The organism is Thermus caliditerrae, from assembly GCF_021462525.1.
Lineage (GTDB): Bacteria > Deinococcota > Deinococci > Deinococcales > Thermaceae > Thermus > Thermus caliditerrae.
Window position 1 is genome coordinate 23,884 of sequence record NZ_JAKEDT010000004.1, and the last position, 19,432, is coordinate 43,315.

14 protein-coding genes are annotated in these 19,432 nt (G+C 67.4%); 7 read left to right on the plus strand and 7 right to left on the minus strand.

What is annotated here, in order from left to right; genetic code table 11:
* The first annotated feature begins 133 nt into the window (after positions 1-133).
* Together L1088_RS03790 and mnmC2 are read left to right on the plus strand one after the other, a co-directional pair.
* Positions 134-3,472: a lamin tail domain-containing protein gene (locus L1088_RS03790; RefSeq protein WP_234553790.1), complete on the plus strand. Its 3,339-nt coding sequence runs from the start codon at positions 134-136 to the stop codon at positions 3,470-3,472.
* Positions 3,472-4,125: a tRNA (5-methylaminomethyl-2-thiouridine)(34)-methyltransferase MnmC2 gene (gene mnmC2, locus L1088_RS03795; protein WP_234553791.1), complete on the plus strand. Its 654-nt coding sequence runs from the start codon at positions 3,472-3,474 to the stop codon at positions 4,123-4,125. Before L1088_RS03790 ends, mnmC2 begins: the two co-directional genes overlap by 1 nt.
* On the opposite strand, the gene L1088_RS03800 is transcribed toward mnmC2, so the two are convergent.
* On the minus strand, positions 4,034-5,215 hold the full coding sequence (locus L1088_RS03800) for a polysaccharide deacetylase family protein (RefSeq protein ID WP_234553792.1): 1,182 nt from the start codon (positions 5,213-5,215) through the stop codon (positions 4,034-4,036). The two genes, mnmC2 and L1088_RS03800, sit on opposite strands and share 92 nt — an antisense overlap.
* A complete protein-coding gene (locus L1088_RS03805) occupies positions 5,206-6,372 on the minus strand; it encodes an MFS transporter (protein ID WP_234553793.1) in 1,167 nt (388 codons plus the stop codon). The genes L1088_RS03800 and L1088_RS03805 overlap by 10 nt, the downstream gene beginning before the upstream one ends.
* A 14-nt stretch (positions 6,373-6,386) precedes the next feature.
* Between L1088_RS03805 and L1088_RS03810 the strand changes: the two genes are divergently transcribed.
* Complete coding sequence (locus tag L1088_RS03810) at positions 6,387-7,070, plus strand: glycosyltransferase family 2 protein (RefSeq protein ID WP_234553794.1); 684 nt, start codon at positions 6,387-6,389, stop codon at positions 7,068-7,070.
* On the opposite strand, the gene L1088_RS03815 is transcribed toward L1088_RS03810, so the two are convergent.
* Genes L1088_RS03815 through L1088_RS03825 form a run of 3 tightly spaced genes read right to left on the minus strand, consistent with a single transcriptional unit; the run spans position 7,009 to position 9,978 of the window.
* A complete protein-coding gene (locus L1088_RS03815; protein ID WP_234553795.1) occupies positions 7,009-8,220 on the minus strand; it encodes a glycosyltransferase family 4 protein in 1,212 nt (403 codons plus the stop codon). The two genes, L1088_RS03810 and L1088_RS03815, sit on opposite strands and share 62 nt — an antisense overlap.
* Positions 8,221-8,245: 25 nt before the next feature.
* Positions 8,246-9,403 carry a lipid-A-disaccharide synthase-related protein gene (locus L1088_RS03820; RefSeq protein WP_234553796.1) on the minus strand — a complete coding sequence of 386 codons (1,158 nt, stop codon included), beginning with the start codon at positions 9,401-9,403 and terminating at the stop codon, positions 8,246-8,248.
* Positions 9,400-9,978: a pyroglutamyl-peptidase I gene (locus tag L1088_RS03825; protein ID WP_234553797.1), complete on the minus strand. Its 579-nt coding sequence runs from the start codon at positions 9,976-9,978 to the stop codon at positions 9,400-9,402. The genes L1088_RS03820 and L1088_RS03825 overlap by 4 nt, the downstream gene beginning before the upstream one ends.
* A 130-nt stretch (positions 9,979-10,108) precedes the next feature.
* Between L1088_RS03825 and L1088_RS03830 the strand changes: the two genes are divergently transcribed.
* Positions 10,109-10,945 (plus strand): DegV family protein, encoded by an 837-nt coding sequence (locus L1088_RS03830; protein WP_038049437.1) that lies wholly within the window; start codon positions 10,109-10,111, stop codon positions 10,943-10,945.
* 25 nt (positions 10,946-10,970) lie between these two features.
* Positions 10,971-13,907 (plus strand): transcription-repair coupling factor, encoded by a 2,937-nt coding sequence (gene mfd / locus L1088_RS03835; RefSeq protein WP_234553798.1) that lies wholly within the window; start codon positions 10,971-10,973, stop codon positions 13,905-13,907.
* Here mfd and L1088_RS03840 read toward each other — a convergent pair.
* Both L1088_RS03840 and L1088_RS03845 read right to left on the minus strand, forming a co-directional pair.
* Complete coding sequence (locus L1088_RS03840) at positions 13,904-14,458, minus strand: hypothetical protein (protein WP_234553799.1); 555 nt, start codon at positions 14,456-14,458, stop codon at positions 13,904-13,906. The genes mfd and L1088_RS03840 overlap by 4 nt on opposite strands.
* A 12-nt stretch (positions 14,459-14,470) precedes the next feature.
* Complete coding sequence (locus L1088_RS03845; RefSeq protein ID WP_234553800.1) at positions 14,471-15,817, minus strand: hypothetical protein; 1,347 nt, start codon at positions 15,815-15,817, stop codon at positions 14,471-14,473.
* Positions 15,818-15,929: 112 nt separating this feature from the next.
* On the opposite strand from L1088_RS03845, the gene L1088_RS03850 reads away from it, so the two are divergent.
* On the plus strand, positions 15,930-18,221 hold the full coding sequence (locus L1088_RS03850) for a 3-hydroxyacyl-CoA dehydrogenase/enoyl-CoA hydratase family protein (protein WP_234553801.1): 2,292 nt from the start codon (positions 15,930-15,932) through the stop codon (positions 18,219-18,221).
* A 13-nt stretch (positions 18,222-18,234) separates the two neighbouring features.
* On the plus strand, positions 18,235-19,428 hold the full coding sequence (locus tag L1088_RS03855; RefSeq protein ID WP_234553802.1) for a thiolase family protein: 1,194 nt from the start codon (positions 18,235-18,237) through the stop codon (positions 19,426-19,428).
* Positions 19,429-19,432: the final 4 nt, after the last annotated feature.

Below are 19,432 nucleotides of genomic sequence, written 5' to 3' on the forward strand. Positions count from 1 at the left end.
TGCTCCCAGGCTTCTTCTGCCCTTTGCCCTTCTCCTGGTCTTGCCCATCCGGGGCAGCAACTTCCCCCTCGCGGACTTGCCAGGGCCTCCTGCCAACCCGGTTTCCGTCCCTGCCGGCGCCCTCATCATTCCCATGGACCATGGCAAGCAGAACCTCTCGGGCACGCCCTTTAACCTGGCCGCCTACGGCCTGGTGAACCACCTCCTGCAGAACAAGGTGCCGGTCTACTGGGTGATCCGGGCGGGCAAGCCCAAGGACGGGGTGGACTTCTCGGCTCGGGCGGAGCGCGTCCTTCCCACCCCCCAGCCGGAGGCGCTATTGGACTTTTCCGGCGGCCCCTTCGTGGTGCCCCCGGAGTTCGCCGACCAGGCCCTCCAGCTGGCCCAAGGCTTCGGGCGGCAGGTGGCGGTGTACCGCCTTAAGGAGGACCGGGTGCTGGACGTCCGCTATACCCTCACCTTCCGCCCGCGGATTCTCGTACACTACGATAATTCTAGAATTCACACCGGCTTGCTGGATTCCGCTGGCTTCACGACGGCGCACTACACGGTGGCTACTTCCAGTACAACCCTAAACGCCAACTCCTGCTTCACCATCCACACTGCCCCTCACACAACCACACCGCTTACGGGCTCCGATGCCTTCGTTCAAAGCGGCGGCAACCTTATGGCCCAATGCCAGGCGGTTCTCTGGTACGAGAATGCCTTCCATTTCCAGATCAGTGGTTCCATGGTGATAGAAAATGTGGATTACTCACTGACATACCCCAACCCTGACTTGCCCTTCAGCCAGTTCACGGGGGGGTTGGATCCTAAACCGGGGGGAAGCGAGCAGGACTGGAGAGTGGTGGGTACCTTTATCAACAACGCGCATCCCCACGCGCAGTCGGTGTTCGGCGGCGTAACCAGGTACGCCGCCACGGCTTCCAAGCACGTTTCTGGCCCAGGAGGTATGGTCTTTTACCTGGGAGGACACGAGTATAAGGAGAATACGTTGGAATCCTTTAATGGGAGGAGGATGTTCTTCAACACCATCTTCGTCCCCGCCAGCCGGCCTTTAAACTGCGGCCTCCTCTTCGGGGCCCTCCGGGGTGCGGTCTTCCTGGACCTGAACGCCAATGGGGTGTGGGATGCGGGGGAGCCTCCGGTGCCCAACATCACCGTGGCGGTCAGCGGTCCCGAAAGCGCCACCCTGACCACAAACAGCCAGGGGCTTTACGGAAGAGGCCTGGACCTGGGCACCTACCAGGTGCAGGTGCAGGTGCCCGGCTGGGCCTATGTGACCACGGGCAACGCCACCCAATCCCTCACCCTAACCCCTTACACCATCGCCGAGGCCAGCCCTGTGGGGCTTGCCTACCAGGCTTCCCCGGTGCAAGGGCAGGTGGTGATCAACGAGGTTCTCTTCCGCCAGCGCTCGGGGGATGTGGACGAGTTTATAGAAATCTACAACGCCGGTAACAGCCCTGTGGACCTTTCGGGCTTCCGCCTCATGGACGGGAACCTTATCATGGGTGTTTTGGACGGCACCGGTTCCATTACGGGCTCCAACACGCCCTTTACCTTCCCCCAAGGCACCGTGCTGGGTCCCGGGGAGTACCTGGTGGTGTGGGTGGGGGCGTCCCATGCAGAGCGCCAGGCGCCGGGGGCCCAGTACCAGTTCTACTTGGGGCAGAACCAGCCCCGGCTCAACGACTCAGGGGACGACCTCTGGCTTTACGATCCCCAGCTCCGCCTCGTGGACTACGTGGCCTGGGGGAGCTTTTCGGAGAACTTCTACCCAAGAAACCTCTGGGACGCTACCTACCAGGCAAGCCTCGCCAACGTGCAGCCGGGGCAGTCCATAAGCCTTACGCCCAACGGCTTAGACACCAACAGCTCCGCCTGCTGGGAGCCCACCACCAGCAACCAGGCGCAAAACCGCTGCCCTGGCTGGCTCCCCACCGTGGATACGGACGACGTTGCGGGCCGGGTGACCAGCGTGGGCCGGAACAACAACGGCTTCCTGGTTTCCGGCTTCGTCTACCACGACCTGGAGCCGAACGGGCTCAGAGGCCCCGCGGAGGACTGGCAGACGGGGGCCACGGTGTGGGTGAAGCTGGTACAGGGGAGCGCGGTGGTGGCTGTGGCCCAAGTGGACCCTGGGACGGGGTCTTTCCAGTTCCAGGGGGTGTCGCCGGGCACGTACAGCTTGCTGGTGGACGACAACAGTAGCCTGGGGGATACCAGTCCCACCCCCCCTTCCGGCTGGCTTTTCGTGAACCCTCCCACGGGGAGCCTATCCGTCACGGTGAGCGGCAACACCACCGGCTTGCTCTTCGGGCTCTTCCACGGGGCGGTGGTGGAGGGACGGGTGTTCTGGGACGACGGCCTGGGCGGGGGCGCGGCCAACGACGCCTGGCAAAACGGAGGGGAAGCCGGGGTGGGGAACGTGGAGGTGCGGGCCAAGGACGGGACCAATACCCGCTTTACCCTCACGGACGGGACGGGCTACTACCGGCTCTACATTCCGGCCTCCTGGGGCGGCGTGACCCTGAGCCACCCTTTGCGGCCGGCCACGGGCTGGAACGACGGGGCCACGGCGAACCCGGTGGATAGCTGGGCTTCGGCTCAGAGCCCCGCTTCTCCTGGGGCCACGGTGAGCCTGGGTTCTGGCTCATCCATTGCGGGGCAAAACCTCACCCGCAACTTTGGGGTGGTGCGGGAGAGCCGCTTCTACCCCGATGCCACCGGACAGATCTCCTCCCCGGGCACCTACACCTTCGCCCACTGGTACCGGCCTGGGAGCCTGGGCCAGGTGACCCTTTCCCTGGATCCGCCCAACCCCCGCTACACCTACCAGGTGCGGGTGGACGAGAACTGCGACGGCACCTTTGGCCCTGGGGAGGAGTGGGCGCCTTTCCCCTACACCTTCTCCGTGGATAGCACCTGGCCCCGGGAAGCCGATGGGAGCCTTAGGGCCTGCACGGTGGAGGTGCGGGCCCTGGTGCCGGCTGGGGAGCCCATGGGGGCCACGGACATTGCCTTGGTGAAGGCGGAGCTGGCCTGGGCCAACCGCCCGGGGGTGGTGGAGCCGGACACCCTCACGGACACCTTGCAGGTGGCGGGGGGCGAGGTGCGTTTGGAGAAGCGGGTGCGGAACGTGACGCAGAACACTCCCTTTGCCACCACAGGGCAGGGGAAACCGGGGGAGGTGCTGGAGTACTGCATCGCCTACCGGAACCTGGGAACCCAGGGGGTGAACGCCTTTGTCCTGACGGACCCGGTGCCCTACTTTACGGACCCCCTGCTTTCCGTGGCGGACTACGGGGGGAGGGCCATCCGCTGGACCCACGGGGGGAACACCCTGTACCTGACCGCGGCCTCTGGGGACGACGCTGGGGAGGTGACAGGGGGCGTGGTGCGGGTGCAGGTGGGGGTGGTGGGCCCTGGGGAGTCGGGGGAGGTGTGCTACCGGGTGCAGGTGCGTTGATGCGGCTCCTCCTGACCCAGGACGGCACCCCGACCCTTTTCCACCCCGGTTACGGGGAGGCCTACCACCCGCGGCAGGGGGCCCTTTTGCAGGCCCGCAGGCTTTACCTGGAGAAGACCCTCACCCACCTGCACCCAGCGCCGAGGGTCCTCGAGGTGGGCCTGGGGCTTTTGGTGAACTTCCGGGTAACCTTGGAGAGCGCCCTCAGGCGGGGTGTGCGCCTGCGGTACCTGGCGGTGGAGCGGGAACCCCTTTCCCCGGAGCTTTTGGCCCAGGTGTCCTTGCCCCTGGCCCAAGGGGCGGCGGTGTGGGCGGAAATCCTCCGGGGCTGGCCCAGGGAGCGCTTCGCGGGACCTTGGGGGGAGCTTAGGGTGGTCTTTGGGGACGTGCGTGAGGCTCCCTTGCCCCGGGGCTGGGCCACGGCGGTGTACCTGGACCCCTTCAGCCCGAGGGTGAACCCCGAACCCTGGAGCCTCCCTGTTCTCAAGAGGCTCCGCGGGGCTTTAAGGCCTGGGGGTCGGCTCGCCACCTACTCGGCCCAAGGGGCCTTTCGCCTTGCCCTCAAGGAGGCGGGGTTTGCCCTGCACCGGGTGCCTGGGGTGGGGAAGCGGGAGTGGACGGTGGGAATCGCCGCAAAAGTTCCTCGCGGCTGAGGTAGGCGAGCTCGGCCCAGGCCCGGTCCCCTTTGGGCAGCTCACCCCGGTAGAGCCATAAGAACCAGGCGCTACTCAGGGTGGCCACCAGCTTGGGCCAGGGGGGCAGGGGGGCGGTGCGGAAGCCGAAGAGCCGGGCCCCCTGGGCCAGGTAGCTGTATCCGTAGACCAGGCGCACCTCAGGATCTTCGGTCACCAGGGCGGCCACCTTCTTCAGGCTTTCCCGCACCTGGCGGATGGTTTCCCAGGGGGTCAGTTCCATGACCCGCGGGCTTTCCAGGTGGAGCTCCATGGCGGGCGTGCCCCTGGGCATTCCCGGGAGGTCAGGGCCCGGGAAGAGTTTCCTTTCCACGCGGAAGAGGTCAAAGGGTCCAAGCCCCGCCCGCCGGACGCTGTGCCTTTGGTTGTACCGCTCCTCAAAGCCCTGCATGCCCCGGATGAGGGCCAGCCGGGGCGTGAGGGGCACGGGGGAGAGGTCGTCCAGGGTCACGGGCCGGTAGCCCAGGGCCAGCATCCGGGGCAGGGCCAGTTCCAATAGCCTGAGGGTACGCTCAGGGCCATCGTGCAGGAGGACGACGGAGCCGGGGCGCAGGTAGTAGAGGAGCCTTTCCGCCAAGGCCTCGGGGGGAAGATCCAGCCAGTCCTTGCTTTCCAAATCCCATAGGGCGATGCGCTTGCCCAGGAGGCGGGCGAAGAGGCGGGTGAAGGGGGTGTGGAGGCCGTGGGGGGGGCGGTAGTAGCGGCCCGGGTTCCGGCCCATGTGCTCCCATTCCAGCCAAGGCAGGAGAAGCTTCCAGGCTTGGTGCCACTCCCCGTGGTCTTCGATCTGGTGACCTTGGCCCCGGATGGCCTCCACCAGCTGGGGCTGGGCCCTGGCCCGCTCTCCCGTCAGGAAGAAGGTGGCCCGCACCCCGTGCCGATGCAGGAGGTCCAGCAGGGCTTGGGTGTTGGAGCTGGGCCCGTCGTCAAAGGTCAGGGCCACCAGGGGCTGGCGCCGGGAGCCGTGGGCGTAGGTGCCGAGGCCCAGAAGGCGGAAGAGGAGGTCGGAGAGGCCGTAGAAGAGGAGGAGTAAGCCTAGGGCTAGTTCCATGGACGCCTCGCGAAGACGACCGCGAAAAAGAGGCTTAGGGCTAGGAAGACCAGGCCTCCCATCAGGAAGGGGGCGTGGGGGCCATACCGCTCCCAAAGAAGCCCACCCACAGCTGGCCCCAGAGCGACCCCCAGGCCTTCCGCCGTCATGAGGACGCCCCACACCGCTGCCCGGTTTTCTTGGGGAAGGTTCTTGGCCAGGAAGCCGTTCCAGCCGGGCATGAAAAGGCTGTAGCCCAATCCGCCCAAGGTGGTGAGGACAAGGAGCTCTCCCAGGGTGGGCTTCAAAGGGAGGCGCATCATCACAGCCCCCAGGAGGGCTAGCCCGCCCATGAGGGCGAGGCGGTAGCCTCGCCGGTCCACAAGCCGTCCGGTAAAGGGTAGAAGGCCGAAGGCCATTCCTCCGCCCACCAGGAGGAGGGCCCCCAAGGCCAGGGGCTCGAGGCCCAGGTTCTCCTTGGCGAAGCGCAGGAGGAAAAGGGATACCAAGGCGGGGGCAAAGGTTTGCCCGAAGGCGGCGGGAAGGAAGATTAGCAGGTGCCCCACGGGGTAGCGCTCCCGCTCAACCTGGGGAAGGGGGATGCGAAAGCCAACGAGGCTAAGGGCGAGAAGCAGGGCTAGGCCTTGGGCGAGAAGCAGGAGGCTGAGGGCCGTTTCTGGATGCCGCTGGGCCACTTGCCCTACCCCCACCAGGCCAATACCCGCCCAGGGAAGCACCAGGGTGAAGGTGAAGGAGAGGGCGCGGGCTTCCCGCCCGGGTACGGCAATGCGGCTGGCCAGGGTCATGAGGCCGGGATAGAGGGTGGACATGGTGAGGCCCCAGACCAGGGACAGCCCCCAGAGCATCCACGCGGCCTGCGCCTGGGGGGTGAGGAGGAGGGCCAGCAGGCCGGTGAAGGCGGCCAGGGTGGCCGTGCGGCCAAACCCCACCCGTTCCGCCAGGAAGCCCCCAAAGCTTTTGGAGAGGTTTTCCGCCAGCTGGTGGAAGGTAAAGGCCAGGGTGAAGACGGCGGGGCTCAGGTGGAGGTGCTCCGGGGCAAAGAAGGGGAGGAAGCCGGCGAAGAAGCCGCTGCGCACCCCCTCCATGAGGCCCACCGCAAAGACGAGGCGCAGGAAAACGAAAAGCCCCTCCCTGGCCCACGGCAGATAGCGAAACACGCTAAAGTATACCCGTGCGCATCAGCGTGGTGATCCCCGCCCACAACGAGGAGACCTACTTGCCCCAGTGCCTCGAGGCGGTGCTGGCCCAAAGCCTGCCCCCCTTTGAGGTGATCGTGGTGGACAACGCCTCCACCGACCGCACCCGGGAGGTGGCGGAGGCCTTTGGCGTGCGGGTGGTGTACTGCGCCAAGAAGGGCGTGGCCCACGCCCGCCAGGCGGGGCTTTTGGCCGCCCGGGGGGAGTGGGTGGCCATGACCGACGCCGACTCCCTGCCTACCCCCACCTGGCTCCAGGCCCTGGCGGAGCGCGCCCCCGGGGCGGTGGCCCTCTACGGCCCCCTGCGCTTTTACGGGGTTTCGGCTTGGGAAGCCGCCCTTTCCGAATGGGGCTACCGGGCCTTCTTGCGCCTCATGGCCCTTTTGGGGCGCCCTAACCTGGCGGGGGCCAACATGATGGTCCTGAAGGAGGCGGCCTTGAGGGCGGGCGGGTTTCCCGAAGTGGAGGCCCGGGAGGACGTCCTCCTGGGCTGGAAGCTCAGGCGCCTAGGCCCGGTGCGCTACGTACCCGAGGCCCTGGTCCTCACCTCGGCCCGCAGGCTGAAAGGCGGCTGGGGCCGCTTCCTCCTCCGGCAGGCTAGAAACCTCCTGGGCGATCCTCGAGGGTACTTCGGGGAAGGCGGGGAAAGGGAAAGATAAGCCTTTTGGGCTCCACCCGCAGGATCTCGCTGGCCTCGTCGTAGACCGCCACGATTCTTTCCGCGATGCGCTCCGCCGAGCGCTCCAAGGCCCAGGCATGGGCCTGAAGGCTGAAGCGCCGCCGCTTTTCCTCGTCCATAAGGAGTTCCAAAGCCCTTTCCGCCAGGGCCTGGAAATCCCCCGGGGGCACCAGGTATCCCGTCTTCCCCTCCTCCACTCCCTCCAGCACCCCCTCCGCCCCCACGGCCACCACCGGCACCCCCATGGCTTGGGCCTCCCAGACCACAAGGCCTTGGGTTTCCGTCTCGCTGGCGAAGAGGAAGAGCTCGGCCATACGGTAGTAGCCGCCGATCTTCCCGTAGGGCACGGGGCCCAAAAAGCGCACCCGCTCGGCGATGCCGAGGGCTTCGGCCAGGTGCTTTAGGGCGTGGAGCTCCGGGCCTTCCCCGATGTGTACCAAGGAGACGTCCGCCTTTTTGGCCAGCTCGGCCACAGCTTTCAGCACCACGTCAAAGGACTTTTCCTTCCCCAGGCGCCCCACGGTGATGAGGCGGCGCTTGCCCTCCGGCCACGGGGAAGGGGAGGGGAGGGGGGCTTCCTCCAGGAGGCGGTTGTCGATCCCGGTGGGGATGACCCGGATGGGGCGCTCGATGCCGTAGCTTTCTGCCAGGCGCCTCACGGGCTCGGTGGGGGCGATGACCACCTCCACCCGGTTGTAGAAGGCCTTGGCCAGGCGGGGTACGATGCCCGTGTACTTGTCCAGGATGGCCAATCCCGGGACGTAGTGGGCGTACTTCTCGTAGTGGGTGTGGAAGGTGGAGACGTGGGGCAGGCCTTTGTTCCGGGCGATCCTGAGGCCCCAGACCCCCAGGGTGAGGGGGGTGTGGGTGTGGATGAGCTCAAACTCCGTGGGCAGGTGGCGGGCGGAGGGCAGGGCGATCTGCTGCCCTTCGTAGAAGGGGTAGGCCACGGAGGGCACCCGGACCACCCCTTCCTCGCCCTCGGGGGCCTCGGGGTGGCGGGGGGCGATGACCCAGGCCTCGTGGCCCATGCGGCGGAGCTCCCGCAAAAGCAGGTAAACGCTGGTGGTGACCCCGTTGGGGTTGGGGAAGTAAACGTCGGTGAAGAGACCTACGCGGTACAGGCGCATGCGTGGCTTAGCATACCGCACGAACCTAACCCAGGCGGTGCAGGTCCTCCCGGATGTGGCGAGCGGTTCCCTGGATGCCTCCGGGCGGGCCCATGCGCTCTTTTCCCGCTTGGCTGGATTGAATGTAAAGGGCTTCATCCTGCAGCAATTTCTGGGCGGTGGCCGACACGTGGTCGGGGTGAGCCGCTGTGAGGTGGAGGGCCGCCCCCAAGAGGCGCTTCTGCCTCCGGGCAAAGGCCCGGGTGTACTGGGGACCGGGCGTGGGGAAGGCCACCACGGGTACGCCGAGCCCCGCCGCCTGTTCCGTGGCCGTGCCCGCCGTGGCCAGGGCAAGGCGGCTTTGGTGGAGGATGGCGGAGAAGGCCCCTCGGAAGATCCACGCCACCTTTCCCTCCCGTTCCAGCCGGAGGGTATGGGGAGCGGCTTCCTGGGCCCGCCAGCCCGGCAGGGGGGGGAGGGCTTCCCACCCTTTGGCCCAGGCCACCGCCGGGGTGAGGGGAAGCCGCAGAGCGGCCTCCAGCATGACGGGCAGGCTGAAGGTCTCGTCGCCCCGGGTTCCTGGAAGCAAGGCGAGGAGGGGATCCTTCCCCACCCAAGCCGCAAGGTCGCGCTCGGGGGGCGGGAGCAGGTCCATGGCGAAGCTCCCGTACCAGTAGGCATGGGCCACGCCCAAGCTGCGGAGCCGCTTCAGGCTGGGCTCGTCCCGCACGAAGACTGCGCGGGCCTTGCGGTGAAGGAAGCGCTCAAAAGGGGTGAAGTCGCTTCCGCCCCAGTCCAGGAGAAGTTCCAAGGGGCGCGCGCCTTCCAGGTAGATGGCGGAAACCAGGGGGTTCACGTGGTAAAGAGGCCTGCCCAGAGCGGCCAAGACCCCCACGCTCAGGGCGTAGGCGTCCCCCACCACCACCACGGCGTCGGGGTGGAAGGTCCAGGCGGTTTGCCACTGGGCGAAGCTCATGGAAAGGAACCCTGCCCGGAGGTCGGCCACCAGGTTTTGCGGACTGCCGAAAAGGAACCCTCCTGAGGGCATTTCCTTCCGGGGTCCTAGGACTGCTTGGGCCACGCCCTCGTAGGGCTTTCCCCGGCCCACCAGGGGTAAGGCCCAGATGGCCTGGCCTAGCCCGGCGGCGATACGGGCACCGATGGCGTCCTCGGTGGGCCCGTTGGAAACGAAGAGAACCTTCATAGGAGCTCCAGCAAGAGGCGCACGGCCCGAGCCTGTTCGCTTAAGGGCACATAGGCCCCGCCCTTTGCCAGGGCCAGGGTTTCGTCGGGAGGGAGGTGCAAGAAGGCCACCGGAACCTGCGCCGGAAGGTGGTAGAGGGAGAGGTAAAAGGCTTGGTTGCAGAGGTAGCTCCCGGCGGAGAGGCTTTGCCGGGCGGGGATCCCCGCTTCCCGCAGGCGGCGGAGTGCCTCCTTCAAGGGAAAGCGGGCCTCGAGGGCCAAGGGTCCCCCAGGGACCACCGGGGCATCCTCCCGCACCGCGCCCCGGTTGTCGGGCCGCTCGAAGTCCAGAAGGTTGACCGCCAGGCGTTCCAGGCTGAGGAGGGGCCTCCCCTCTGCCAGGCCCAGGTGGAGCACGCCCTGCGGGCGGAGGGCGTGGAGGGTCGCCAGGGCCTCGGGAAGGGCTTCCGGGTCCACGGGAAGGACGGCCTTGTGAAGCGCCTTCCCTCCCACCTCCCCGGGGAGGAGGGAGAGGAGAGCGGCGGAGGGGTTATGCGTGAGGCCGCCAAAGGGTTCAAAACCGGTGACCAGAACCATAGGCCAGACCCGGCGCCATTATACGCAGGCTTCTCCAGATGCCCCCTGGGCCAAGGCGTTCAGGATGCGGCGGTCCTCGCTGCGGGCAGGGTGTCTGGACGGGTCTTTGACGGGGTATAAGATGGGAGGCGTGGAACTTGGCCTCGTGACCGACACCGCGGCGGACCTCTCCCCCAAGGTGCTCCAGGAGGAGGCGGTGGGGCTCGTGCCCATCTACGTGCACCTCATGGGGCGCCGCTACAAGGATTGGCAGGAACTCACCCCCGACGCCCTCTACCAGGCCATGCGGGCGGGGGCGGAGCCGGTGACCGAGCCCCCGGGGGTGGAGGACTTCGCCGAGATCTACGAGCGCTACCTCCAGGTCTACGACCGCTTGCTGTCCATCCATGTCTCGGGCGAGCTCTCCAAGACGGTGGAAAGGGCGCGGGAAGCGGCTTTGAAGGTGGCCCCCACCCGTATCCGGGTGGTGGACTCAGGTATGGTCTCGGCGGGCCTGGGGGCCATGGTCCTCCGGGCGGTGGAGATGCTTAGGCGAGGGGCGGAGGAGGAGGCCATCGTGCGGGAGATGGAGAGGATGCGCCGCTCCAGCCTCTACTTCAGCGTGGCCGACCTCTCGCACCTGGCCAGGAACGGCCGCCTGCCCCGCTTTGGGGAGGTGGTGGGGAACCTCCTGGGCCTGAGGCCCATCCTGCGCATCGAGAAGGGGCATATTCGCTTTTTGCGGGTGGCCCGGGAGAATGCGGTGCCCGAGGCTTTGGCCCGGCTGGTGCTGGAGGAGTTCCAGGGGCGTTCGGCCCGCATCACCATCGCCCATACCGATGCCAGGAGTGAGTGGCTGGAAGGGCTAAAGAGAAACTTGGAAGGCGCCTTGCGCCTCGAGCGGGGCCGCATCACCCGCTCCGGGGCCACCATCGCCGCCAACGTGGGCCTGGGGGCTTTGGCGGTCCACGCCTACGCGGTAGAATAGCCTTTGGCCTTTGGGCCTTTAGCCCATGGAAGTCACCCTGGAGAGGCTTTACGGCCACCGCCTGGCCCTGCCGCAGGTGGTGGCGGCCAGGCTCTTTGCCCAAGAGCGGCCCCCGGCGGTCCTCCTGGCTCCGGAGGACCGGCTCCGCCGCTACCGGGACCTTTCCGCCTTTGGGGTGCCGGTGTACGTGAACCCGGGCCTCGAGGCCCTGGAGGAAAGGGCCCTTTTCGTCTTCTCCTACGAGGAGGCCCTGGCCCCCTTCCCCGAGGACCCCACGGCCTGGCGCCTGGTCCTGGAGGTGGGTCGGAGCTACCCTAGGACGGAGCTTTTGGACCGCCTCCTGCGGATGGGCTATGCCCGGGACGAGGACTACCGGGTGCTGGGGGAGGTTTTGGAGCTGGGGGAGGTGCGCCTGGAGTTTTTCGGGGAGGAGCTGGAAAGGCTTTTGCTGGCGGGAGAGGCGAGGCGGCGCCACGTCCTCCTGCCCAAGCCGGGGAAGGCGGAGGGCTTCACCTCCAAGAAACTCCGGCACTTTCCCGGGCCCGTCTACCTGGACACCCCCGCCCTGGCCCCCAAGGACCTTTGGCCCCTCCTCGAGGGGCGCCCCTGGGTGGCCCTGGGGGGCGGGGTGGAGCTTCCCCCTTTGGACCTGGGCGTGCGGCCCCTCGCCCCCTACCGGGGGAGCCTCAAGGCCCTGGAGAAGGACCTGGGGCGCTGGCTTTCCGAGGGCAAGCGGGTCCACCTCTTCGTGGGCCATGCCCGCACCCTGGAGTACCTTAGAAGGCGCCTTGCCGCCTTTGACCCCCTGGTGCTGGAGCGCTTCCCCGGACCCAAGGGGAGGCTTTCCCTGGTACCTGGCCCTTTTGAGGGAGGGGCGGAGTGGGGGGAGGAGGTCCTCCTCACCGAGGCCCTGGTCTTCGCCACGGGAAGCGTGCGGGGGCGGCTTAGGGTGGGGGAGGGGCTTTCCGACCCCGGGGCCCTCGCCCCTGGGGACTTCCTCATCCACCCCGATCACGGCATCGGCCAGTACCTGGGCCTGGAAACCCGGGAGGTCCTGGGGGCCAAGCGGGATTACCTGGTGCTGCGCTACAAGGGGGAGGGGAAGCTATACCTACCGGTGGAGCAGCTCCCCCTTCTCAAGCGCCATCCCGGCACCACGGATGACCCTCCGGAACTTTCTTCCCTGGGCAAAGGGGAGTGGCAGCGGCTTAGGGAGAAGGCCAGGAAGGATGTGGAGGAGTTGGCGGCACGGCTTCTCGTCCTCCAGGCCAAGCGCAAGGCCACCCCGGGCCGGGCCTTTCCCCCCTTGCCCGATTGGGACCCCTTGGTGGAGAGGGGCTTCCCCTATGAGCTCACCCCCGACCAGCGGCAGGCCCTGGAGGAGGTTTTGCGGGACCTCGAGGCCCCCTACCCCATGGACCGCCTGGTTTCCGGGGACGTGGGCTTCGGCAAGACCGAGGTGGCCCTAAGGGCCGCCCACCGGGTGGTGGGGCACGGGGCCCAGGTGGCCCTCTTGGTGCCCACCACCCTCCTGGCCGAGCAGCACGGGAAGACCTTCCGCGAGCGCTTCGCCGGGCTTCCCGTGCGCATCGGGGTGCTTTCCCGCTTCACCCCCCCCAAGGAGGAGGAGGCCATCCTGAAGGGCCTGCGGGAGGGAAGCGTGGACATCGTCATCGGCACCCACCGCCTCCTCCAGCCGGACGTGCGCTTCAAGGACCTCGGTCTCCTCATCGTGGACGAGGAGCACCGCTTCGGGGTGGCCCAGAAGGAAAGGATCCGGGAGCTGAAGGCCGTGGTGGACACCCTTTACCTCTCCGCCACCCCCATTCCCCGTACCCTCTATTCCGCCCTGGTGGGCCTTAAGGATCTTTCCAGCATCAAGACCCCTCCCCCGGGCCGGAAGCCCATCCGCACTTTCCTCGCTCCCTTTGATCCCCTATTGGTACGGGAGGCCATCCTCCTGGAACTGGAAAGGGGGGGCAAGGTCTTTTACGTGCACGATCGGGTGGCCTCCATAGAGGCGAGGAGGCGTTACCTGGAAAACCTGGTGCCCGAGGCCCGCATTGGGGTGGTGCACGGCCAGATGCCAGAAGGGCTTGTGGAGGAGACCATGCTCCTCTTCGCCGAGGGGGCCTACGACGTCCTTTTGGCCACCACCCTCATCGAGTCGGGCCTGGACGTGGGTGAGGCCAATACCATCCTCATTGAGCGGGCCGACCGCCTGGGCCTGGCCACCTTGTACCAGCTCCGGGGCCGGGTGGGGCGGCGGGAGCAGGAGGCCTACGCCTACCTCTTCCATCCTCCCCGGCTCACCGAGGCGGCGGAGAAGCGCCTTTCGGCCATCGCCGACCTCTCCGACTTGGGAAGCGGCCACCTCCTGGCGGAAAAGGACATGGAGATAAGGGGCGTGGGGAACCTCCTCGGTCCCGAGCAGCACGGGCACATCCGGGCGCTTTCCCTGGAGGTCTACACCGAGCTTCTGGAGGAGGCTATCCGCAAGCTCAAGGGGGAGGTGAAGGAGGAAAGGCCCCAGGTGACGGTGGACCTGGCTCTCTCCGCCCGGCTTCCCGCGGAGTATGTGCCGAGCCTCGAGGCCCGAAGCCGCTACTATAGCCGCTTCGCCGAGGCCAAGAGCCTGGCCGAGGTCGCCCGGTTGGTGCGGGAGCTCAAGGAGCGTTACGGGCCCCTTCCCGAGGAGGCGGAGAACTTCGTCCAGCTCACCCGGCTCCGCCTGGTGGCCCAGAGGAAAGGGGTGCTCTCCCTCACCGAGGACCTCACCCACCTCCAGGCGGTCTTCCCCCGCTGGCCCCTGGACTACGACGCCAAGGCCTTGCGCCAACTGCCCTTCCGGGTGGAGCTCACCCAGTACCCCCCCGGCTTCCGCCTGGAGAAGAAGGGGTTAAAGCCCCGGGAGTACCCCGAGGCCCTCCTGCAGGCGCTCTACCTCTTCGCCGACCGCTAGGGGTTGGGGATGAGGTTGAAAAGCTTCAGGCGCAGGACCACCTCCCCTTGCGTGAGGGTGTAGTCCACCTTCTCCCCGCTCAGGTTCAAGCGGGCCCCGATGCGGAAGCTCCCCGCCTTCACCAGGTCAAAGGCGGGGTTGCCGGGGGCCAGGTCCAGGGAAAGGTCCAGGGTTCCCGTGGTCCCGGGGTCGAGGGTGAGGCTTACCCTTTTGGCCTCCAGGTCCCCGTCCACGCCATCGTAGAGGTTGGTGTCCCCTTCCGGGCCCATGCGCACCTCGAGGTCCACCTGCGCGGGAAGGGTGCCCGTGTTGGCGACCTCCGCCTTGACCCTGACCGTCCCCTCCAGCAGGGCCTCCGCCCCAGGAACGGGAACGAGCTGGCCCGCGGGGTCATCGGGGACCTGTACCTCAGCGGTGGTGAGGTCCAGGGTGCCGGAGCGGTTGGCCTCGGGCACGAAGCTCAGGAAGTCCACCTCGATGCGGTGGACGGTGTGGCCGCTGCAGGCGGCCAGGGCCAGAAGGAGCGTGGTGAGCATCAGGAAGCGCTTCATGATCTCCTCCCTTTAGAAACCTACGGCCAAGGCCAGGCCGTAGACGGTTCCCCCCACCAAAGGCGCCTGGTGGGTGGTGAGGGCCAGGTCCAGGGTCACGGCTTCCAGGTTCAAGCCCGCCCCTAGGCCGAAGCGGAGGCCGCCCTCCACTCCCAGGCCGGTGCGCAGGGCCACGGGGCCCAGGGCGTACTCCAGGCCCAGGTGGAAGGCAGGGGCGGTGGCCCCGAAGCTGGCGTCGGCGGCCAACAGAAGCTCGCCCACCTCGAGGGGCAGGCGGTAGGCGCCGTTTAGGAAGAAGGCGGGTGCGGAAAAGCCCGAGCGCCGGGTAGTGGGGGTGCGGGTTTCGTGGCCGTCTTTCACCTCTACTTCTACCCCGCTCCACTGGCTGAAGCCCAGGAGGTTCCGCACCCCGAGGCCAAAGGCGTACTGCCCTCCGTCCACGGCCACCCCCAGGTCGGCCCGTACCCCATAGCCCAAGCCGCTTCCGCCCAAGCCGAGGGAGCTTTCCAGGTACTCGGGGTAGCTGATGAAGTACCGCACCTCGTAGCTGGCTCCGTTCACGTTGCCGTCCGGGTCAAAGGTGGGCCGGGCCTTGCCCGAAGCCTCCACATACCCCAGGCCGTAAAAGCCCTCACCCCGCGCCCCCAGGTACACCCGGCCCAAGCCGGGCACCTCCGGGAGGGGGGTGGAGAACCCCAGGGCCAGGCTTACCCCTGAGGCGAAGCTCCCGCCAGCTTCCAGGTAGCAGGGGGAGGGATCGCTGGCCTTGCAGGGGTTTAGGGATCCTCCCGCCAGCGCCTGGGCCAGCTCCGGGCTGGGCAGCACCCGTACGCCCTGCGTGCCCACGAAGGGACCAAAGGCGAGGTAGGTTCCTGGTCCAAGCTCCACGCCGATGGGTAGGAAGGGGGAGGGGATCAGGGCGGTGGGTTTCTCCGGGACCGCGCCCACCTGGAACGTGGGCATGAGGTTGTTGCCGCGTCCATCCGTCAGGCTGAGCCCCTCAGCGCTCAGGCGGAAGACCACCTCGTCGGGGCTCCGGGCGGGGTTTAGGAGGAAGCTTCCCAGGTGAGAGGCCTGGTCGTAGAAGCTCAGGAGGTCGAAGGAGGTGCGAAAAGCGTTGGGATCAGTGAGGTAAGTGAAGGGGCTGGTGTCGCTGAAGGCGGGCAGGAACCGCAAGAGCCCTACCGGGAGGGCAAGCCCTTCGCGCCCCCAGGTGTCGGGGAAAGCGGCGTAGGCGGGGTTGCTGCCGGCAAACGAGGGGCCCGGCAGGGCGACCCCGCCCATCCCCAGGCTGCGCACGCCCTGCGCCAGCCCGGCTCCTAGAAGGCTAAGCGTCAAAAGGACCGCGAGCTTTTTCATAGCACCCGCAATCTACCTCGGGGCCGTCCCCGCGTCAATCGGGATGTCCAAGACCCCCTTTGACACCCAAGGGGGGCTGGCGTAAACTTTGACTCAGTATAAGGAGGTGGCCATGATCAAGAAGGTAGGCGTGGTGGGCGCGGGAACCATGGGCAGCGGCATCGCCGCCCTGGTGGCCAGCGCCGGGATTCCCGTGGTCCTCCTGGACATCCCCGGCCAGGAGGACCGGAACGAGCTGGCCAAGCGGGGCCTGGAGCGAGCCCTAAAGGCCAAGCCCGCGGCCTTCATGGACCCCGACCTGGCCCGGTATGTGGAGATCGGCAACACCGAGGACCACCTGGAGAAGCTCAAGGACTGCGACTGGGTGGTGGAGGCCATCATCGAGAAGTCGGAGCCTAAGCGGGCTCTCTACGAAAGACTGGAAAGGCTCCTGAAGCCCACGGCCATCGTGAGCTCCAACACCAGCGGCATCCCCATGCAGGTGCTCCTCGAGGGGCGCTCCGAGGCTTTCCGTCGGCGCTTCCTGGGCACCCACTTCTTCAACCCTCCCCGGTACCTGCACCTCCTGGAGCTCATCCCCACCCCGGAAACGGCGCCCGAGGTCTTAAGGGAAATCCAGCGCTTTGGTGAGCGCATCCTGGGGAAGGGCACGGTGCTGGCCAAGGACCGCCCCGGTTTCATCGCCAACCGCCTGGGGGTCTACGGGATGGTGCAGGCGGTGCGGCTTATGGAAAAGCATGGCCTCACCATCGACGAGGTGGACGCCCTCACCGGGCCCCTTCTGGGCCGGCCCAACTCCGCCACCTTCCGCACCGCCGACCTCACGGGGCTGGATGTGCTCAAGCTGGTCACCGAGGAGCTGGCCCACGCCACGGGGGAGGACTTCGCCCTGCCCGAATGGGTCTTGCGCCTGGTGGCGGAAGGGCGCCTGGGGGAGAAGGCGGGGGCTGGGTTCTACAAGAGGGTTAACGGGGAGATTTACACCCTGGACTACCGCACCCTCGAGTACGTGCCCCGGACCAAGGTGGACCTGCCCGAGCTGAAGGCCCTGCGGGACCTGCCTCTTCCTGAGCGGCTCCAAGGGGCCCTGAAGCTTCCTGGGAAGTACGGGGCCTTCCTCAGCGAGCTCTTTGCCCGCACCGCCCACTACACCCTGGAGAAGGCCCCTGAGATCGCCTACGACCTGGTGGCGGTGGACCAGGCCCTGGAGTGGGGTTTTGGCTGGGAAGAAGGTCCTTTCAAGAACATGGACGCCCTGGGCCACGGGCGCCTCGAGGCCCTTTTCGCGGAGCACGGCCTTTCCAAGCCCGAGCTTTTGGGCAAGGCCCAGGGAGCCTTCTACCGCAACGGTACCTACCTGGGCTTTGACGGGGGCTACCACCCCCTGCCCAAGCGGGAAGGGGTTATTTCCCTGAAAGCCCTCAAGTCCGAGGGCAAGACCCTCCTGGAGGGGAAGGAGGCGGCCCTTCTGGACCTCGGGGACGGGGTGGCCCTCCTGGAGTTCCGCACCAAGATGAACGCCATCGGGGAGGGCGTGATCCGCATGCTCCAGAAGAGCCTGGAGTACGTGGAGGAGAAGGGCTATCTGGGCCTGGTCCTCGGCAACGAGGACCCCAGGGCCTTCTCCGCCGGGGCCAACCTGGCCCTCATCCTCTCCCTGGCCCAGGAGGGGGACTGGGACGAGCTTTCCTTGGCGGTGCGGCAGTTCCAGAAGGCCTCCATGTCCCTTCGCTATAGCCCCTTCCCCGTGGTGGTGGCCCCCTTCGGTCTCACTTTGGGGGGCGGCGCCGAGTTCACCCTGCACGCCGATGCCGTCCAGGCCCACGCCGAGCTCTACATGGGCCTGGTGGAGGCGGGGGTGGGGCTCCTCCCGGCGGGAGGCGGCACCAAGGAGATGCTCCTCCGCTTCACCGGGGAGCTTGCCCCCTACGAGGAGGCCGATCCCTTCGAGGGGGTGAAGCGGGCCTTTAACCTCATCGCCTTGGCCAAGACCTCCACCAGCGCCCTCGAGGCCAAGAAGCTGGGCTTCCTCCGCGACCGGGACCGGATCAGCATGAACCGGGACTTCCTCATCGCCGACGCCAAGCGCCGCGTCCTGGAGCTCGCCCCTGATTACCGCCCGCCCCTGCCTCCCAAAATCCGCGTGCTGGGGAGCGAGGCTTTGGGCAACCTGCGCTACGCGGTCTGGGCCTTCCGCGAGGCGGGGGAGATTACGGACCACGACATGCGCATCGGCCTGGAGATCGCTTACGTCCTCTCGGGTGGGGAAGGGGCGTCCAGGGAGGTCTCCGAGTGGGACCTTCTGGACCTGGAGCGGGAGGCCTTCTTGAAGCTCCTCGGCACCCGGAAGACCCAGGAGCGGATTGCCTACACCTTGAAGACGGGCAAGCCCCTGAGGAACTGAATGAGGTGAAACCATGCGGGAAGCGGTAATCGTTAGCGCAGTGCGGAGCCCCGTGGCCCGGGGCAAGAAGGATGGGGCCTTGGCCACCCTCCACCCCGTGGACCTCTCGGCCCAGGTGATGCGGGGAGCGGTGGAGCGCATCGGCCTGGACCCCCGGGAGCTCGAGGACGTCCTTTGGGGTTGCGCCATGCCCGAGGCGGCGCAGGGGCTCAACATCGCCCGGCTGGCCCTCTTGCGGGCGGGCTTTCCTGTGGAAGTGGCGGGAGCCACTATTAACCGCTTTTGCTCCAGCGGCCTCCAGACAGTCGCCATGGCCGCCCAGGCGGTGATGACCGGGATGGCGGACGCGGTCTTGGCGGGGGGCGTGGAGATGATGAGCCAGGTGCCCATGTCCGGCTTCCACACCCGCCTCCACCCCGACCTCACCCCCACGGAGTGGAGCCCGGAAGCCTACTCCACCTACATCGGCATGGGCTTCACCGCGGAAAGGGTGGCGGAGCGCTTCGGCATCAGCCGGGAGGACCAGGACCGCTGGGCCTTAAGGAGCCACCAGCGGGCAGCAAAGGCCTGGGCGGAAGGGCGCTTTACCGAGGTGGTGCCCATCCGGGTGCCCAAGGTGCGCTACCAGGGCACCAAGAAGGTGGTGGAGGAAGCCCTTTTTGAGCGGGACGAGACCGTGCGGCCCGAGACCTCCTTGGAGGCTTTGGCCAAGCTCCGGCCCGCCTTCAAGAAGGGGGGCACGGTGACCGCGGGGAACGCCAGCCCCTACTCCGACGGGGCGGCGGCGGTGGTGGTCATGAGCCGGGAGAAGGCGGAGGCTTTGGGCCTTAAGCCCCTCGCCCGCTTCGTGAGCTTCGCCGTGGCAGGGGTGGAGCCCGACGTGATGGGCATCGGCCCCATCAAGGCGGTGCCCAAGGCCCTGGAGCGGGCGGGCCTTACCCTGGACCAGATCGACCTCATCGAGTTCAACGAGGCCTTCGCCGCCCAGGTGCTGGCGGTGATGCGCACCCTGGGCCTGCCCGAGGAGAAGACCAACGTCAACGGCGGGGCCATCGCCCTGGGCCACCCCTTGGGGGCCACAGGGGCCAAGCTCACCGCCCAGCTCATTTCGGAGCTGGGGCGGCGGGGCGGAGGGTATGGCTTGGTGACCATGTGCATCGGCGGCGGCATGGGGGCCGCGGGCGTGTTTGAGGTATATCCGGCGTAAGGAG

Excerpts from the sequence above, each read along its gene's own strand:
- L1088_RS03825 (WP_234553797.1), bottom strand. The coding sequence starts at position 9,978 with ATGGTTCTGGTCACCGGTTTTGAACCCTTTGGCGGCCTCACGCATAAC.
- L1088_RS03850 (WP_234553801.1), top strand. The coding sequence starts at position 15,930 with ATGATCAAGAAGGTAGGCGTGGTGGGCGCGGGAACCATGGGCAGCGGC.
- L1088_RS03800 (WP_234553792.1), bottom strand. The coding sequence starts at position 5,215 with ATGGAACTAGCCCTAGGCTTACTCCTCCTCTTCTACGGCCTCTCCGAC.
- mfd (WP_234553798.1), top strand. The coding sequence starts at position 10,971 with ATGGAAGTCACCCTGGAGAGGCTTTACGGCCACCGCCTGGCCCTGCCG.
- L1088_RS03845 (WP_234553800.1), bottom strand. The coding sequence starts at position 15,817 with ATGAAAAAGCTCGCGGTCCTTTTGACGCTTAGCCTTCTAGGAGCCGGG.
- L1088_RS03840 (WP_234553799.1), bottom strand. The coding sequence starts at position 14,458 with ATGAAGCGCTTCCTGATGCTCACCACGCTCCTTCTGGCCCTGGCCGCC.
- L1088_RS03855 (WP_234553802.1), top strand. The coding sequence starts at position 18,235 with ATGCGGGAAGCGGTAATCGTTAGCGCAGTGCGGAGCCCCGTGGCCCGG.
- mnmC2 (WP_234553791.1), top strand. The coding sequence starts at position 3,472 with ATGCGGCTCCTCCTGACCCAGGACGGCACCCCGACCCTTTTCCACCCC.
- L1088_RS03815 (WP_234553795.1), bottom strand. The coding sequence starts at position 8,220 with ATGCGCCTGTACCGCGTAGGTCTCTTCACCGACGTTTACTTCCCCAAC.
- L1088_RS03820 (WP_234553796.1), bottom strand. The coding sequence starts at position 9,403 with ATGAAGGTTCTCTTCGTTTCCAACGGGCCCACCGAGGACGCCATCGGT.
- L1088_RS03790 (WP_234553790.1), top strand. The coding sequence starts at position 134 with ATGGACCATGGCAAGCAGAACCTCTCGGGCACGCCCTTTAACCTGGCC.